Raw genomic sequence first — 16,584 nt, forward strand, 5'->3', positions numbered from 1 at the left:
TATGAAAAATATACTGAAAAGAGTGTGAAATATGTCAACGAGTCGTCCTTTAGATATCTACGGCAAACCTTACAATCGTTCCTTACTGGTTATGGTTTTGCTGATCGGTACGTTTTGTACTGTTTTGAACCAAACATTGTTAACAACGGCTTTTCCAACCTTGATGGATGCCTTTGACATCTCTGCATCTGATGTCCAATGGCTAACCACCGGTTTCTTGCTGGTCAATGGGATCATGATCCCGATCACCGCATGGCTGATCAACAAGTTCAGCTCAAGAAATCTTTACTTAACGGCAATGAGCATCTTCCTGGCTGGAACGATCGCTTGTTTTGCAGCACCGAACTTTTCTACATTATTGATTGGCCGCTTAGTGCAAGCTGCTGGTGTAGGGATCTCCATGCCGCTTTTGCAAAATATCATGTTGTCGATCTTCCCACCAGAAAAACGCGGTTCAGCTATGGGCATGTCCGGAATCGTTATTGGGTTGGCACCAGCCTTAGGCCCAACGTTATCTGGTTGGATCATTGATCATTATGACTGGCGTTATTTATTCGGAATGGTCATTCCGATCGTCGTTTTAGTCTTAGTCTTAGCGCTCTTTCTAATGAAGAGTGTGATTGAATTGTCGCATCCGAAAATCGATCTGTTCTCAGCGATTTTATCAACGCTTGGTTTTGGTACATTGCTCTATGGCTTTTCAAGCGTCGGTGACAAAGGGTGGGGCAGTATTGAAGTAATCGGTTTTCTTGCAGCCGGTGTCTTTTTCATTGCTTTCTTTGCATGGCGTCAATTGCACATTGAGCATCCGTTCTTAGAGTTGCGCGTGTTCAAATCAACGACCTTTACCTTGGCGTCGATCCTTTCAGGGGTCACGAATATGGCGATGATCGGTGCTGAAATGGTACTCCCATTGTATATCCAAAACATTCGTGGTGAATCAGCGTTCCATTCAGGATTGATGTTATTACCAGGTGCGTTGATCATGGGGATCATGATGCCAATCACTGGTGCGATCTTTGATAAGTATGGTGCAAAACGTTTAGCTATCACCGGGATGTTTATCTTGACCGCCGCAACCTTACCATTTGCTTTCTTAACAAAAGATACACCGATTTTGCATATCATCATTCTTTATGGGATTCGGATGTTCGGGATCTCAATGGTGATGATGCCAGTAACGACTTCAGGAATGAATGCCTTGCCTGGTAATCTGATCAGTCACGGTACCGCAGTAAACAATACCTTCCGTCAAGTAGCCAGCTCAATTGGTACGGCTATCTTGATCAGTGTCTTGACAAACGTCACCAAAGGCAACTTGCCAAGTGATTCTTTGCTGGATAAAACGCCTTTGGCCTACAAAGACCAAGCAATCGAAGCGACTTTATCCGGCTACCATGCCGCCTTTTATGTGGCAGCGGTCTTTAGTTTCTTAGGTTTCTTGATCGCCTTCTCCTTAAAGAAAAAAGAACCACGATTGACGGTTCTTGAAGGAGGTGCGGACAAATGATCTTGCTTTTGATCGTTCTTAGCGTGTTAGGGTTTGCGGTACTGAATGTTTTTGCCAAAAACAAGCGGCAAACAGGTTTATCATTGGTCTTAGGTCTAGTCTTCGTAGCAAGTGTCGTCGCATTGATGGCCAATTTGACTTACCATTTTGGAATGGAAAAAGAAACGACTGCTAAAACAACAGCACTGGTTTCTAGTGCCGATAATGAGAATTTTGATTTACTATTGTATCAGCCATTAGGAGATGGTACGGAAAAAATCTACCTGTATAAAACGGATACTGATCAAGAGGAACCAAAACAAACCGGTACTGATAAAGTGACCAATGTCGTGGAAACAGGGGCTGAGTCAGCTCAATTAGAAACAAAAACGACGCGCTGGGTTTATAAAAGTGACCTATCACGCTTCTTGTTCGGAATCGCTGATAACGATGGCCAATATGTCAGCCGTACCAATACGTTCTCATTACCAGATTCATGGGAAGTCTTGAGTGTGGATCAAGCAAAAAAACTGGCTTCTTTAGCGAAAGAACAAGCGGACACCATGAAAACACAAGGACAAGCGTATGTCCAAGAAAAAATGCAAGCTGCATTAATGGCTGATCCAACTATGGACGAGGCAGCCCAAAAAGCAAAAATCGCTGAATTGACAGAAGCTTATCAAAAAGAAGCGATGGCAAAACTGCTTGAAGAAGCAAAAAAGTAAAAACGAGTAGATAGTCATGGGATGGAAGAATCAAATCGGATTCTTCTGTCCCTTTTTCTACATGAAACTTGTGATTTAGCGAAACAGCTGCTAAATGTTGGTCGTGTCCATCAACAATAAAAATCCCACTCACTACTAGTGTGTGGGATTTTCTTTATTCAAATGAGCACGCGGCAATCCGGTCGAAAGCTTCTTTTAACAAGTCCAACGATTGGGTGGCAGCTAAGCGAACATAGCCATCGCCGGTCGTTTCTCCAAAGGCTTTCCCAGGGATCATCAGCACACTGGTTTCCTTTAATAATTTCTCTACAAAGCTGACAGAGTCCAACCCTGTTTGTTCAATGTTGATGAAGGCATACATGCTTCCTTTGACAGGGGATAAGGAAAGGAATGGGCTCTCAGCAACCCGTTGTTCAATGTAAGTCAGTCGTTCCTTAAAGACAGCAACCACTTGCGGCACGAGGGTATCATAGTGATTCAATGCGTAAATACCTGCCCGTTGTGAAGGGGTTGGTGCCGAATAGGCGATCGCCTCATTGATCAGTTTTGCCGTAAGATTGATCGATTCAGGTGCGATCATGTAGCCGATCCGCCAGCCAGTCATGGCAAAGGCTTTTGAGAAACTGCTGAATGTGATGGTGTTCTCAGGTGCGAAGGCTGCCATCGGTACAAAGGTATCATCAAAGCAAAAGGCTTCATAGACTTCATCCGAGAGGATCAGCAAGTCATGTTCAATGGCAACTGCTGCGATTTTTTCAAAAGTTTCTGGAGAAAAAACAGCACCAGTAGGATTGTTTGGTGAATTGATGATGATCGCCCGAGTTTTTTCAGTGATGGCGGATTTTAAGACCTCGACATCGATTTGAAAGCCATCTTTTTCAAAGGTCGGGATAAAGACCGGCACACCACCGACTAGTTCGACTTGTTGTTTATAAGGTGAAAAGTATGGTTCATGAATAATCACTTCATCACCAGGATCAATGATGGCAGCCAAAGCTAAGTACATGCCATGCAATGCACCGACAGTTCCTCGTACTTGGCTAGGAGAAAAAGTAAGCTGGTATTGCTTTTGATAAAAATCAACGACAGTTTGGATAAAATCAGCACTACCGTCTGAAGCGGTGTATTTTGTATGACCCGCTTTGACGTCAGCAAAAGCTGCTTCAATGATCGTCGCATCTGTAATCAAATCAGGATCACCAATCGACAAATCAATCAAATTTGGGGTTTTCTTCGCAAGAGTGGCGATCTCCATTAAAAGATTTTCTTCTGGTTGTAAAAAACGTTCTGCAATCAACGGACGGTTCATTTTGTCATCTCCAATTTCTATAAAACTTTGCTTAAAAAATCCTGTGTCCGCGCATTTTGCGGATGCTCAAAGATTTGTTCGGGTGTTCCTTGTTCTTGAATGATACCGTCAGCCATAAAGATGACACGATCGGCAACTTCTTTAGCGAAGCCCATTTCGTGGGTAACGACCACCATCGTCATGCCTTTTTCTGCTAAAGCTTGCATGACCGTCAACACTTCTCCGACCATTTCTGGGTCCAAAGCCGATGTTGGTTCGTCAAAGAGCATTACATCAGGATCCATTGCCAACGCTCTAGCAATAGCGACCCGTTGCTGCTGCCCGCCAGAAAGGCTAGAGGGGTAACTATCCGCTTTTTCAGCTAAGCCAACTTGCTCCAGCAATCCTTTCGCTGTCTCTTCGGCAGCGGCTTGCTCTTGCTGTTTGACTTTGATCGGGCTGATAGTCAGATTTTCTAACACCGTTTTATGAGGGAATAGATTGAAGCTTTGAAAAACCATTCCCATTTTTTGACGAATCTGATCGATTTTCACCCCTTTTGCCAATAAATCATTGCCTTCGAAGGTGATTTTCCCGCCGGTCGGCTGTTCAAGAAGGTTCAAGCAGCGTAAGAAAGTACTTTTTCCACTTCCTGATGGTCCGATGATCACAACGACTTCACCAGGTGTCACTTCAAGATCGATTTCTTTTAAGACGGTATTCTCGCCAAATGTTTTCACTAATTTTTCAACTTTAATCACTAGTTTTCATTCTCCTTTCAGCAACACCCAAGAGACGTGAGAGGGCGAAGGTCAATACAAAGTAGATCAATGATACGATAACGTATGGTAAAAACGGTTTGAAGCTGGCCCCTTGAACGACGCCTGTTTGGAAAATCAGTTCAGACACACCGATCACCGATACGACCGAAGACTCTTTAATGACCGTGACAAATTCATTTCCTAGAGCAGGCAAGATGTTTTTGATGGCTTGCGGGAAAATGATGAAGCGCATCGCTTGGATCTGATTCATTCCTAATGAACGAGCGGCTTCCAGCTGTCCTTTGTTGACGGCATTGATCCCGGCACGAATGATTTCTGCCACATAGGCGGCACTGTTTAGTGCTAAGGCAATACAGCCGGCAGCTAATTTCGAAAGCTCTAAGCCTAACACGCCTGTTCCAAAGTATACAATAAATATTTGTACTAACAAAGGTGTTCCTCGAACATATTCAATATAGACAGCGGCAATGACTTTCAGTGCTTTTGATTTAGAAAGCTTCATAAAGGCTAACAAACTGCCACCGATAGAGCCGAATAATACCCCAACCAAGGCTAGGAAGATGGTATAGCCAGTTCCGGTGATATAAAAAGGCAGATATTTTTCCCAAAAGCTTTGCTCTTCATCGATCGTGCCTTCTTCGGTAAACATCAATCGATAGGCATCTTCTTTGTATTGGCTTAAAAGATCATTACTAATGATAGTTTCAATGGAGGAATTGAGTTTTTCCAGTAAAACTGGCGCTTCTTTCGAGATGGCGATGGCGGTCTCCTTCACACCGTTTTCAAACGTGACATTTTCGGCTAATGCCAAGGTATCATTCGCCGTCACATATGCTTCGGCAACGGGACCTTCCATCACGATCGCATCAATTTTGCGTGATTTTAGATTGGTGATCAAATCAGGCACCCTTTGCAAAGAGGTGACAGTCGCGCCAGTCAATTCTGTATTTGCCAGCTCTTCTTGGGTGGTTTGTCGTTGTGCACCGACAGCCACACCATCAAAATCAGCCGTCGATTGGAAACGATCCGCGTCTTCCGCTCGAACCAGAACAGTTTGTTGGACTTCCATATAGGTGTCAGTGAAATTGACTTCTTTGCGGCGCTCATCCGTAGCAGCCATCCCAGAGATGACGACATCAATTTTGCCTGTTTTTAACGCCCCTAACAACGCATCAAATCCAAGTTCCTCGATTTTCAGATCGACCCCTAAGTCATCTGCAATCTTTTGGGCAATGGAAATATCGATTCCCACGATTTCATTTTTTCCGTCAACATTGGCACGGAATTCATAAGGTGCATAATCGGCAGATAAACCCACGACTAATACACCATTTTCTTTGACTTTTTCATAGATTGGATCAGTTTCTTCTGCATGTGCTTGTCCGACAAAGAAAAACGGCAGCAATGCTGTGATGATCCCTAATAAAACAGTACCCTTACTAAACCTTTTCATGTAAACGCCCCTTTAACTTTTTCTGCGCATCTATTAAAAATGCAAATAATAACTAATAAATGTATAAAAATACATATAAGTGATAGAAACTATCATAGCATAACATCAGTTGAAGTCAATAAGTCAGAGAAAAAAAGTCAAAAAATGTTGTAGAGCGTAAAACCATTTATTCAATTTTTTTGCAATCCAACCAAGAGCAATGTGAAGAAGGCACAGCGTCTTTTTTCTAAACATATATATTCGATCTTTCACTTTGAAAAAAACCGATAATAAAGAAATGTGACCACACTGAATGAACAAATGGAAAATGGTCTCAGAAGAAGCCAAAAAAAACGAAACATAAGACATTTTTTTGATTTCTTGCGATAATAAAAGTGAAGAGGAGGCGGTAGGATGAAGGTCGTATTGATTCGACACGGAGAAAGTGAAGCAAATTTCGAAAATTATTGGACAGGATGGCTGGATGTTTCGCTGACCGAGAAAGGCCGGCAACAAGCATGGGTAGCAGGGGAACAGATCAAAGCAATGGGGATTACTTTTGATTTTGCCTTTGCATCTGTGCTTCAACGAACGATCATCACGTGTGATGCCGTTTTGGAAGCTAGCAATCAGCTTTGGGTCCCTGTACACAAAACATGGCGCTTAAACGAGCGTCATTATGGGCAACTGGTTGGGGTCAATAAAGATGTGATGGTGGCACAATATGGAAAAGAACAGGTGCAAAAATGGCGTCGAGGATATGATGAACCGCCTTTATATGTGGAGGAAAATGATTTCGATCGACGCTACGATTCTTTGGATCCTCGCTTGATTCCTAAGGGAGAAAATCTGGGAATGGTCGTGGCCCGAGTGGTTCCATTTTGGCAAGATCAGGTGGTTCCGTTACTTAAAGATCATAAGAATATTCTCATTACTGGTCATGGGAACAGTTTGCGGGCGTTAGTCAAATACTTGGAGGACGTGCCCAAAGATGACATGGATACGATCGATATTCCTAACGCACAGCCGATCATTTATGAGTTTGATAGCCAAGCAAACTTGATTGAACGGGCGTAATAACGAACATTTAAAGAATAAACCACATTTTCGTTTGATGTTACATCGAAAATGTGGTTTTGTTGTGCTATAATAAGAAAAATTTAATGAAAGGCGGGAGAATATGAAAGCCGTATTAACCGTTATTGGAAAAGACAAGGTTGGGATCATCGCCGGTGTCAGCCAGAAATTAGCAGAATTAGAAATCAATATTTTAGATGTGTCCCAAACGATCATGGAAGATTACTTCACGATGATGATGCTTTTAAACATGGATGCCAATCAGGATTTTGACGGTGTTCGTGAGGAGCTTCACCAAATAGGTCAGGCATTAGGTGTGAAAATCAGCATTCAAAATCAAGAGATTTTTGATACCATGCATAAATTATAGGAGGCACTATGGAGACAAATCAAATACTTGAAACCATTCGCATGGTGGAAGAAGAAAACTTAGATATTCGTACGATCACGATGGGGATTTCATTATTGGATTGTATCGACGCCGATATTGATCGTACCTGTGAGAAAATTTTTCAAAAAATTACAACAAAAGCGAAAGATCTTGTCAAAGTCGGCGAAGAGATCGAAAGTGAATATGGCATTCCGATTATTAACAAGCGGATTTCGGTTACCCCTGTAGCGATCGTAGTGGCAGCTTGCCAGCCGACACCCGCAGACTGTATCAAAGTTGCGAAGACCTTGGATCGAGCGGCGCAAGAAGTCGGAGTAAATTTCATCGGCGGCTATAGCGCACTAGTAGAAAAAGGCTATCAAGGCGGCGACCTTGCATTGATCGAATCGATTCCAGAAGCCTTGGCTCAAACCAATTTTGTCTGTTCGTCGGTCAATATTGGATCAACGAAAGCTGGGATCAACATGGATGCAGTACGTCTGATGGGAGAAACAGTCAAGAAGACGGCTGAGGCATCAGATATGGGCTGTGCGAAGCTCGTCGTCTTTGCGAATGCAGTGGAAGACAATCCCTTTATGGCGGGGGCTTTTCATGGGGTCGGTGAAGCTGATGTGGAAATCAACGTCGGTGTCAGCGGACCTGGTGTCGTCAAACGTGCCTTGGAAAAAGTCAAAGGCGAGTCCTTTGATGTCGTGGCGGAAACAGTCAAAAAAACAGCTTTCAAGATCACGCGGATGGGGCAATTGGTCGGGCGCGTGGCTTCAGAGCGCTTGGGCGTTCCATTCGGGATCGTCGATCTTTCGCTGGCGCCAACTCCTGCAGTCGGCGATAGTGTGGCATTGATTTTAGAAGAAATGGGCTTAGAATCTGTCGGTACCCACGGAACGACAGCTGCTTTGGCATTGTTAAATGATGCAGTCAAAAAAGGCGGCGTAATGGCCTGCAACCATGTTGGTGGTCTGTCGGGTGCTTTTATCCCCGTTTCTGAAGATGCAGGAATGATCAAAGCAGTAGAAGCTGGTTTATTGAATTTAGAAAAACTTGAAGCCATGACGGCGATCTGCTCTGTCGGCTTAGATATGATTGCGATTCCGGGAGATACTTCGGCTGAGACGATCGCCGCAATGATCGCGGATGAAGCAGCGATCGGTGTCATCAACCACAAGACGACAGCTGTCCGAATCATTCCAGCGAAAGGCAAAGAAATCGGCGATCGCATCGAGTTTGGTGGGTTATTAGGGACAGCGCCAGTGATGAAAACCAATCCTGCGAAGTCTACTGATTTCATTTTGCGTGGCGGCCGTATTCCCGCACCGATCCATTCATTTAAAAACTAGCTCGTGTTCATTTTGTAAGAAAATATGATAAAGTGACCTTTAAAAGACTAATCAGAATGCTGTCTTTTAAAGGTTTTTTGGTCCTGTTACTATTTTTTTCATTCCTAAGGCGGATGTTTTTTTGTTTGGAATCGAATACAATGAAAGATAACACGATAAAAAGGGGTGGTAAAATGAAGAAAATCTTCCAACTTGGGATGTTGGTTTTTGTTGGTTTGATGGGATTTTTTGTCCTTCAACCATCAATTGCCTTTGGACAGACATTTGTTCGCGATGATGCCGGGGTCCTTTCACAAGAGACGATCGAACAGATCGATGCCTTGAATAAAGAGGGGTTCCAATCATTGACTGGCGCGCCAGAATATGCTGTGATCACGATCCCTTCCTTAGATGGGCAATCGATTGAAGAGCGTAATTTGGAACTGTTCAATGAATATGGTTTAGGAAATCCAGAGGACAATAATGGACTATTGTTTCTCTTTGCCATTGATGATCGTGAATTTCGTCTGGGTTATGGCGATGGACTATCCTATGTCTTCAGTGAGCTATCGGAAGATGATTTAGTGGATGAAGATGCCAAAGACGCATTACGAGATGAAGATTATGATACAGCGATATTGGCAGCTTCTAATGAAGTCTATCAGCGAATGAAAGAAGCGGATGAAACGATTGGATTAGGGACGATTTATCAAGATGGCAATCAAATGTTAGCAGAAAAACAGGCACAAGAAGCAGAAGCCACTAAGCAAATGTGGTTCACTATTGGAAAAATCGTCAGTGGTGTCGTAGCGGCAGCAGCTGCAGGCCTTGTCGGGTTCATCAGTTTTCGCCATCTTAAAACCAAACGGCGATTTGAAGAGCACCTGCCGTTGCCGAAACATCTGTTAGAAGATAGTCACTTCCAACAGAAAGATTTCTTGAAATGGGCTAGCAATAGAAAGAACTATCAGCGTTACCATCAGTATCAGACAGCAAAAGATTGTCAACAAGCATTTACGCAGTATGTGACGAGTACTTACGTGCCAGCGAAATTGAGTTCGATCACCGGATTGTCGACTGCGGATAAACGAGTTATCCAACATGCCTTGACGAATCCAGCAATTGGCTCTTATTTTTCAAACTTGCTGATGAAGAAAAAAACCACGGTCAAACATTTCGGTCAGGTGATCCTTACACAACATGACACCTTAAAAACCTATGAAGCCCAATTAGGCAGGGAAGTGTCTGAACGGATGGCAGACTATGATTTATCTGATGCGGTGTTACCTGAGAATTTGCCTTTAGCAGATGCGTATCGAGCAGAAATAGCTAAGCAAGCCAAAGAAGAGATCAGAAGACGCAATGAGCAGGGGCGTTATTTAGCGCAACTTGTGACGGAAAAAGCGACCTATGCTGAGATGGTACAAGCCATTCCGAAAGAAGTTTCTAATGTTCTAGCGGAAGTGAAAACAGATGCCTTGTTCCAAGTTGACTTGAAACAGGTTTATCAAAATCACCCAGATTTAGCAAACAAATTATCCTCATTTGATGCTTCTGATCGAGCAGCAGTTTTAAATAATGCTCGCCAAGAGTATGACCCGCATGGGATGAATATGGCGTTGTTCTTTGTGATGATGAATAATCACGTGTCCCATCAAGAACAAGTCATTGCCGATACACAAAGTTCTTCGAATGATTTTGGCGGTTTTAGCGGAGGAAGTAGCAGCGGTGGCGGTGTTTCTGGTAGCTGGTAATTTTTTCGTAAGGAGGAACGTTCATTGTTCTGCAATACATTCGCTTGCATGTAGGTTTGTGCAAGCGGAAGTATTGTATAGTCAATGGCGTTTTTTCTTGTGGAGGAAATCCCTTGATAAATAAGACAAACCAAACAAAGTGTGGTAAACTTTTTAGAGTTACAGAAAATGAATGGAACTTTCATTCATTTGAAAAAGGGAGAAAACGAGGGATATCATGTACCAATCTTACATATGGGATTTTGACGGAACACTTTACGACAGCTACCCAATCATGTTAAAAGCTTTTATTAAGACATTGAAGGAGTATGGCTTCGATCCAGATCCAGCGGAGATTTATTATATATTGAAAGATTCATCTTCCAAAAAAGTTGCTGAAAAATACAACTTAGATTTTCAAGAGTTCACTAAAGCATTCAAAGCAAATGAAGCGCTGGATGATCGTTTGCCGCTTTCCTTTGTAGGAACCAAAGAAACATTAGAAGCCGTGGTTGCTGCTGGTGGCAAGAACTACATTTTGACCCACCGCGATGTCGTTTCAACAAAAGAGCTGTTAGAAAAAGAACAGATGGCAGACCTGATCGTTGAGATCGTAGGACCGGAAAACAACTTTCCCCGTAAACCTGATCCAACTTCATTGATTTATCTTGTCGAAAAATATCATTTAGACAAAGATCAGACCGTCATGATCGGCGATCGTACGATGGATGTTTTTGCAGGACAAGGAGCAGGTGTCAAGACGATATTTTATGATATAGAAGGTCTCTTAAAAGATGTATCCGCCGACCATACTGTCCAATCCATGGCTGAAATACAAGAAATCATTAAGTCTTGAGAAATCAAGGCTTTTTTTGTGCAAAGAAAGTAAGACATTCATTACTTATGATGAACGGTATAAACGTGGTTCTCATTGGTCTTCTAGTCTCGGCACAACAAACCAAAAAGAAGTCACGCCATTTTTCGACTCAGCGCCATAATCGAAGGCGTGAGAAGTCAAAATGGTTTTCACGATCGCTAAGCCGATGCCGGTTCCTTCTTTATGTCCTGCTTGATGTTGGACGCGTTGGTATCTTTCCCAAATGAGTTCGAGTTGTTCTGGAGGGATATCTTTTCCGGGATTGATGACAGCAACTTTTGTTCTTGTAGATGTATTCGTTAATTTGATCAAAAGACGCTCGTTTTTAGGTGTATGGTTGATGCCATTGTTTATTAAATTACGCAAAACCTGTTCCATTTTGATGCGATCAAAAAGAGCAATTCCATTCTTACTATCTGCTTCAAAATCGACAGTGATGTCATATTGATTGGCGATCCCTCTTGCGTAGGCAACGACGGAGGAAACCACCTCGTATGTATTCCAGATTTCATTTTTAAGTTGTGTGTAGCCTGCTTGCATGATAGAGAAATCCATGATGTCATCAACCATGGCACTCATACGGTGGGCTTCGCTGATAATTAGTTCCATATGTTCTTTTCGAAGGCGTTCGTCACTTCCAGAAACATCACGTACCATCTCCCCATAACCCGTGATCAACGCGAGGGGGGATCGTAGTTCATGAGAAACATTGGCAATCACTTCTTTTCGCAACACGTCTACTCGCTGAAGTTCTGTGCTTAAGTCCGCAACAGATTCAGAAAGTGTACCTAATTCATCGCCACGGTTTAGTTTGGGTACGGAATAAAGCTCTCCGTTGGTTAAGCGGATGATGGCTTCTTTGATGGTTTTGATCGGGCGAATAAAATGCTGTGCTAAAAAAAAGGAGATCGTTGATGCAAAAATTGTTAATATGATGGTGAATAGAAAGAGTTGCTGTCGATTCATGCTTTGAAGCGCTTCGATTTGAGTGATCGTATTGGAGAGCAAAAGGGCAGCTGGGCGTTGGAAAAGAGTCGTAGGAACGCCAATAAGAATGGCAGAAGACTTTTCAAAGTCTTCTACAGCACTAAGGCTCTCACCGTTAAGGACAGTGGGTGCATGAGATAACAACCAGCTGTATTCGTTGCTCAACCCATCTATGTTTAATTGTTGTCCATTGTTAAATGCCGCCAGAATTTCGCCATACTCGTCGACTAAAAAAAGAGTCCCAACGATCGTTTTACTGAGGAAAAGCAATGGATCTTCTGGTAAATCATCTGGATCTACTGCCATTTCTTCAACAGCGGCAGCTGTTTCTTGAACTGTTTCTAAAAGTGATTCTTTTGTTACATTGATATAATTTGGTTCAAAGAGCAAAATTTGAACAGTCCATAAAAAAGCAATGCCAATGACGACCAGCAGCATATTGGCGGACCAAAGCCGCACGAGTAATTTACTTTTGATGTAAGTAAAACCTAACCGACTAGTCTTCATAATCAAATTTATACCCAACGCCCCAAACCGTTTGGATCAACTCTCGGTAATCCCCTAGACGCTCTCGCAAGGACTTGATGTGTGTATCCACTGTTCTGGTATCACCGAAATAATCGAAGCCCCAGACACCTTCTAAAATTGATTCTCGGCTCAAAGCAATATGATTATTTTTTGTCAAATAGACCAGCAGATCGAATTCTTTTGGCGTAAGTGGCAGAGGATTCCCTTTGATCGTTACAGTATGAGAAAAAACATTGACTTCGAGATCGCCATAAACGATCTTTTCGAACTGAAATTGACTACTTCGTTTCAACACAGCTTTGATGCGAGCCATCAGCTCTTTAGGGCTAAATGGCTTGGCGATGTAATCATCGGCACCAAGATTGAAGCCAAAGAGTTTGTCATACTCTTCCTTTCGAGCGGTAATCATGATGACTGGCGTGTTACAGCTACCTCTGATTTCCGAAAGCGTCTGAAAGCCATCTTTTCCCGGCATCATGACATCTAGGAGAATCAAATCGAATGAATGATTGGTTAATTTTTCCAAAGTTTCTTTTCCATCTGATGCTTCAAAACATAGATACCCTTCGATCTCCGCATAAGTTTTCACTAGGGCACGCATATGAGTGTCATCATCGACAATCAATATTTTTTGCAATTTTATTCACATCCTTAAAAATAATTTATATTTTTTAAAGTATATCACAGCATAATCGCTGAATTAATAAGAAAATGACTCTTTGAAAAATAATTGTTCTTTCCCTCACAAGATCATCACAAATACCCAATACTATAGAGGTATATTCGATCGAAAGGGGCGCTTTGGCGATGTATGACTATCATATAGTCAAAAAGAAAAAAGCGAAGAAAAATCGTAAGCTAGTCGGTCATTGGTTATACATAATCAGTCTTGCGCTTTTTATGGGGTTTTCTGCACGTTTGATTTACATTGTTCAAGTCGGCGTGATTGCTGGCGTCTCTTTGTCTGAAAGAATAGAAAGTTTGTATTATAGTTCACGATCCATCGAAACAAGTCGAGGGGCGATTTTTGATCGGCAGGGGACAGTGATCGCACAAGATATTCTTTCCTATACTGTTCGAGCGGTTCTTTCTGAAGATTACATTGATAATGGCCGACCCATGTATTTAGACAGAGCGCGCTTTGAGGAGACCGCAACGATTCTTTCGGAGTATTTACCTATTTCTAACGAGCAAGTTTTGTCTATCTTGACAGACGGTGCGAATCAAATAGACCCGTCTGTCTTTCAAGTGGAATTTGGCAATGTTGGCAGTGGTCTAAGTGTGACCACTCGAAATCAAATCGAAGCGGCGTTTGATGCAGCTGGAATCAATGGTATCTATTTCGATGCTCGTTCAAGTCGCAGCTATCCGAATGGCATCTTTTCTTCACATTTGATAGGGACAACGTCAGATGATGATGAAATTCGAGTCGGAGTTTCTGGATTAGAATATGTACTGAACGACTTTTTGAAGAATCAAAATGGGCGAGAGTCTTTTCAAGTCAATGCTTCAGGGAATCCTGTTCCTGCAACCAATCAAATGGTAGAAGAAGGCGTAGATGGGAACGATGTTTGGACGACATTAGATGCTCATCTGCAGTTATTCACTGAATCAGTGATGGATGAGGTTATGGAACAAACACGACCAGAGAATCTGACGGCTTTATTAATGGATGCGAAAACTGGAGAGATTTTAACGATGGCTCAAAGACCTAGTTTTCATCCAGAGACCCAAGAAGGAATTGCGGATGAGCACTTTATTTGGCGTAATCTTTTTACGGAAGAGATGTATGAACCAGGTTCGACCTTGAAGCTGGCAACCGTTGCGGCAGCGATTGATGAAGGTGTTTTTGATCCGACGGAACGCTACAATCCTGTGAGTATGCAGATTGAAGATCGAGTCATCAACGACCACGACTCAGGAGCAAATGGTGAGTTGACGATGCGGCAAGCGTTAGCTTGGTCAAGCAACACTGGGATGGTTCGACTTCAGCAACGGATCGGTTTTGATGCATGGGCGCAGTATTTAACTGATTTTGGACTAGGGAAAGTTACAGGAAGTGAGCTTCCCGGTGAGGTGCCTGGTATCTTACCTTCAAGAAATCGGGTGGATTATGCCATGAGTTCTTATGGCCATGCGATTGGGGTCAATCAGATGCAGATGATGCAGTTATTTAGCGCATTTGCCAATGGTGGCGAGATGATTCGTCCGCAATTGATTCGGCAAGTGGGAGAAGAGACCCAAGTTTTTCCAGAAGTCGTTTCTCAGCCTATTTCACAAACAGCGGCTGATGCTGTATTGGAATACATGACCGATGTAGTGACGGATGAACGCTATGGCACCGCTTATGATGTATACCAACTGACGAACCATGAGATTTCTGTCAAAACTGGGACTGCTCAGATCGCCAATGAGAATGGTCAAGGTTACATGACAGGAGAGTTTGATTATATTTATTCGGCGGTCTCGATCTATCCAACGGATGATCCACAGTTTATTCTTTACCTCACTATCAAGCGACCAGAAGAATACGATCGTCATACCTTAGCTAAAATTGCCAATCCATTGATGGAGCGTTCGATGGCGCTGCAAAGTTTTCGTGAGTAAAAAAGTTTCTTAACAGGAGCTTAAAAAGACATAGACCATCTAAGAAGTTTCATGCTGCAGCTGGTCAATTTTCCACAGGAATGATAGTCTTTAGAAAAGGCAGGACGGTTTATCAGCGATCCAATCTAGGGATGAATGAGTGGATAAACGATCGCGCTACAGCTAACACATAATGATTCATTGACGGAGGTGTCATATGAAAAAAATAAAATTCTTAATCAAAAGCATTTTTCTCATCGGACTTCTTTATTTTGTGAGCCAGATGATTACATGGCAAGACGGGCGCTTGGCATTTCGGGATGCTCGACTCAACGAGATCACTCAATCTCTCTCGTCCCAATTTTCTCCTTCACAAGACACTTCAGCCAGGCCATCGGCAGAAACACCTGCCCAGACATATTTATATAATGAATCACGACAAGTGATCGAAGAAACCTTTGGAGAAGCGATCAATGAATCAGCGAATCGATATGGACTGAACTGGACTTCCTATCACGATGATTTTCGTAACTTCATGATGGTGATGTACGATGAACATGATATTGCGCAAGGGATCTATACGAATCAAGACACGATTCTTATCGATGACACGCTAGGTATCGGGTCTTCAAAAGCCAGCGTTCGTAATCAGATGGGTACGCGCCAAGAAAGTCTACAACGAGGATCAAGACGGTATCGCATCGATTCCGATGCCGACTATGATCTGTTCCTACAAGACGATCAATTGATTACTTTTTTCTATGATGTTCATGCCGAAGATACAGTGACTGCGATTCAAATCATCAATCGCTCGTTAGAAACACGCCATGCGAATGATTTTCGCCAAAATCAAGCCGCCATTTTAAGCGGCTTACGAACACAGTTATTTGAATTAACGAATGCCACCCGAGTGAAATTTGGTTTGTCGCCCCTTGGATTCAGTGAAGCAACCAGTGAGACTGCCGTGAAGCATAGCCAAGACATGGCAGAACATCGATATTTTGACCATATTGGGTTAGATGGATCGACTCCATTTGATCGGATGCAAGAAGACGGGATCAGCTTCACTGCTGCAGGGGAGAATTTGGCATTTGGCCAAGCCAGCAGTATTTACGCCCATCAAGGTTTAATGAATTCAGAGGGACATCGGGCAACGATTCTAAACGATGAGTATCAATTTCTCGGGATCGGTATTGCGATCGATACCAGCGAACAGCCATATTATACAACGTTGTATCACCGAGGATCGGCGTCGTGAATTCCTGAATTGCTTGAAACTGATTAGTTAAAAAACACTGCTCATTTGAGATTGTTGCGTTAGCAGCATCAAGCTCAATCTTTACTTCATACGTCGTATGGACAATACGATTTGC

Annotated in this window: 14 protein-coding genes; 9 read left to right on the top strand and 5 right to left on the bottom strand. The window is 42.8% G+C overall.

Going from position 1 to position 16,584, the window contains the following annotated elements:
* Positions 1–31 precede the first annotated feature (31 nt).
* Together IGI86_RS07165 and IGI86_RS07170 are read left to right on the top strand one after the other, a co-directional pair.
* Positions 32–1,510 carry an MDR family MFS transporter gene (locus IGI86_RS07165; protein WP_034872230.1) on the top strand — a complete coding sequence of 493 codons (1,479 nt, stop codon included), beginning with the start codon at positions 32–34 and terminating at the stop codon, positions 1,508–1,510.
* Entirely contained in the window at positions 1,507–2,214 is a 708-nt protein-coding gene (locus tag IGI86_RS07170; protein WP_016613368.1) for a DUF4811 domain-containing protein, read from the top strand. Before IGI86_RS07165 ends, IGI86_RS07170 begins: the two co-directional genes overlap by 4 nt.
* 154 nt (positions 2,215–2,368) lie before the next feature.
* On the opposite strand, the gene IGI86_RS07175 is transcribed toward IGI86_RS07170, so the two are convergent.
* The 3 genes from IGI86_RS07175 to IGI86_RS07185 are packed head-to-tail and all read right to left on the bottom strand — an operon-like array spanning position 2,369 to position 5,737.
* Entirely contained in the window at positions 2,369–3,523 is a 1,155-nt protein-coding gene (locus IGI86_RS07175; protein ID WP_430617862.1) for a pyridoxal phosphate-dependent aminotransferase, read from the bottom strand.
* Positions 3,524–3,540: 17 nt separating this feature from the next.
* On the bottom strand, positions 3,541–4,263 hold the full coding sequence (locus tag IGI86_RS07180; RefSeq protein ID WP_005230134.1) for an amino acid ABC transporter ATP-binding protein: 723 nt from the start codon (positions 4,261–4,263) through the stop codon (positions 3,541–3,543).
* Positions 4,256–5,737, bottom strand: coding sequence for an ABC transporter permease subunit (locus IGI86_RS07185; protein ID WP_430617863.1), 1,482 nt, complete (start codon positions 5,735–5,737; stop codon positions 4,256–4,258). Before IGI86_RS07185 ends, IGI86_RS07180 begins: the two co-directional genes overlap by 8 nt.
* 393 nt (positions 5,738–6,130) lie before the next feature.
* On the opposite strand from IGI86_RS07185, the gene IGI86_RS07190 reads away from it, so the two are divergent.
* From IGI86_RS07190 to IGI86_RS07210, 5 genes are all read left to right on the top strand, one after another.
* On the top strand, positions 6,131–6,793 hold the full coding sequence (locus IGI86_RS07190; protein ID WP_008381373.1) for a 2,3-bisphosphoglycerate-dependent phosphoglycerate mutase: 663 nt from the start codon (positions 6,131–6,133) through the stop codon (positions 6,791–6,793).
* Positions 6,794–6,896: 103 nt separating this feature from the next.
* Positions 6,897–7,163 carry an ACT domain-containing protein gene (locus tag IGI86_RS07195; RefSeq protein WP_005236306.1) on the top strand — a complete coding sequence of 89 codons (267 nt, stop codon included), beginning with the start codon at positions 6,897–6,899 and terminating at the stop codon, positions 7,161–7,163.
* Positions 7,164–7,171: 8 nt separating this feature from the next.
* A complete protein-coding gene (locus IGI86_RS07200) occupies positions 7,172–8,521 on the top strand; it encodes a PFL family protein (RefSeq protein ID WP_008381372.1) in 1,350 nt (449 codons plus the stop codon).
* 140 nt (positions 8,522–8,661) lie between these two features.
* Positions 8,662–10,254, top strand: coding sequence for a TPM domain-containing protein (locus IGI86_RS07205; protein WP_005236304.1), 1,593 nt, complete (start codon positions 8,662–8,664; stop codon positions 10,252–10,254).
* Between the two features lie 217 nt (positions 10,255–10,471).
* A complete protein-coding gene (locus IGI86_RS07210; RefSeq protein WP_016613374.1) occupies positions 10,472–11,089 on the top strand; it encodes an HAD-IA family hydrolase in 618 nt (205 codons plus the stop codon).
* Positions 11,090–11,161: 72 nt separating this feature from the next.
* On the opposite strand, the gene IGI86_RS07215 is transcribed toward IGI86_RS07210, so the two are convergent.
* Both IGI86_RS07215 and IGI86_RS07220 read right to left on the bottom strand, forming a co-directional pair.
* Complete coding sequence (locus tag IGI86_RS07215; protein WP_086317345.1) at positions 11,162–12,604, bottom strand: sensor histidine kinase; 1,443 nt, start codon at positions 12,602–12,604, stop codon at positions 11,162–11,164.
* Positions 12,594–13,262 (bottom strand): response regulator transcription factor, encoded by a 669-nt coding sequence (locus tag IGI86_RS07220; protein ID WP_005236299.1) that lies wholly within the window; start codon positions 13,260–13,262, stop codon positions 12,594–12,596. Before IGI86_RS07220 ends, IGI86_RS07215 begins: the two co-directional genes overlap by 11 nt.
* A 170-nt stretch (positions 13,263–13,432) precedes the next feature.
* On the opposite strand from IGI86_RS07220, the gene IGI86_RS07225 reads away from it, so the two are divergent.
* Complete coding sequence (locus tag IGI86_RS07225) at positions 13,433–15,232, top strand: penicillin-binding transpeptidase domain-containing protein (RefSeq protein WP_430617864.1); 1,800 nt, start codon at positions 13,433–13,435, stop codon at positions 15,230–15,232.
* Between the two features lie 196 nt (positions 15,233–15,428).
* Complete coding sequence (locus tag IGI86_RS07230) at positions 15,429–16,469, top strand: CAP domain-containing protein (RefSeq protein WP_008381363.1); 1,041 nt, start codon at positions 15,429–15,431, stop codon at positions 16,467–16,469.
* Positions 16,470–16,584: the final 115 nt, after the last annotated feature.

The sequence above is a fragment of the Enterococcus sp. AZ188 genome (assembly GCF_050544075.1).
Lineage (GTDB): Bacteria > Bacillota > Bacilli > Lactobacillales > Enterococcaceae > Enterococcus_D > Enterococcus_D entomosocium.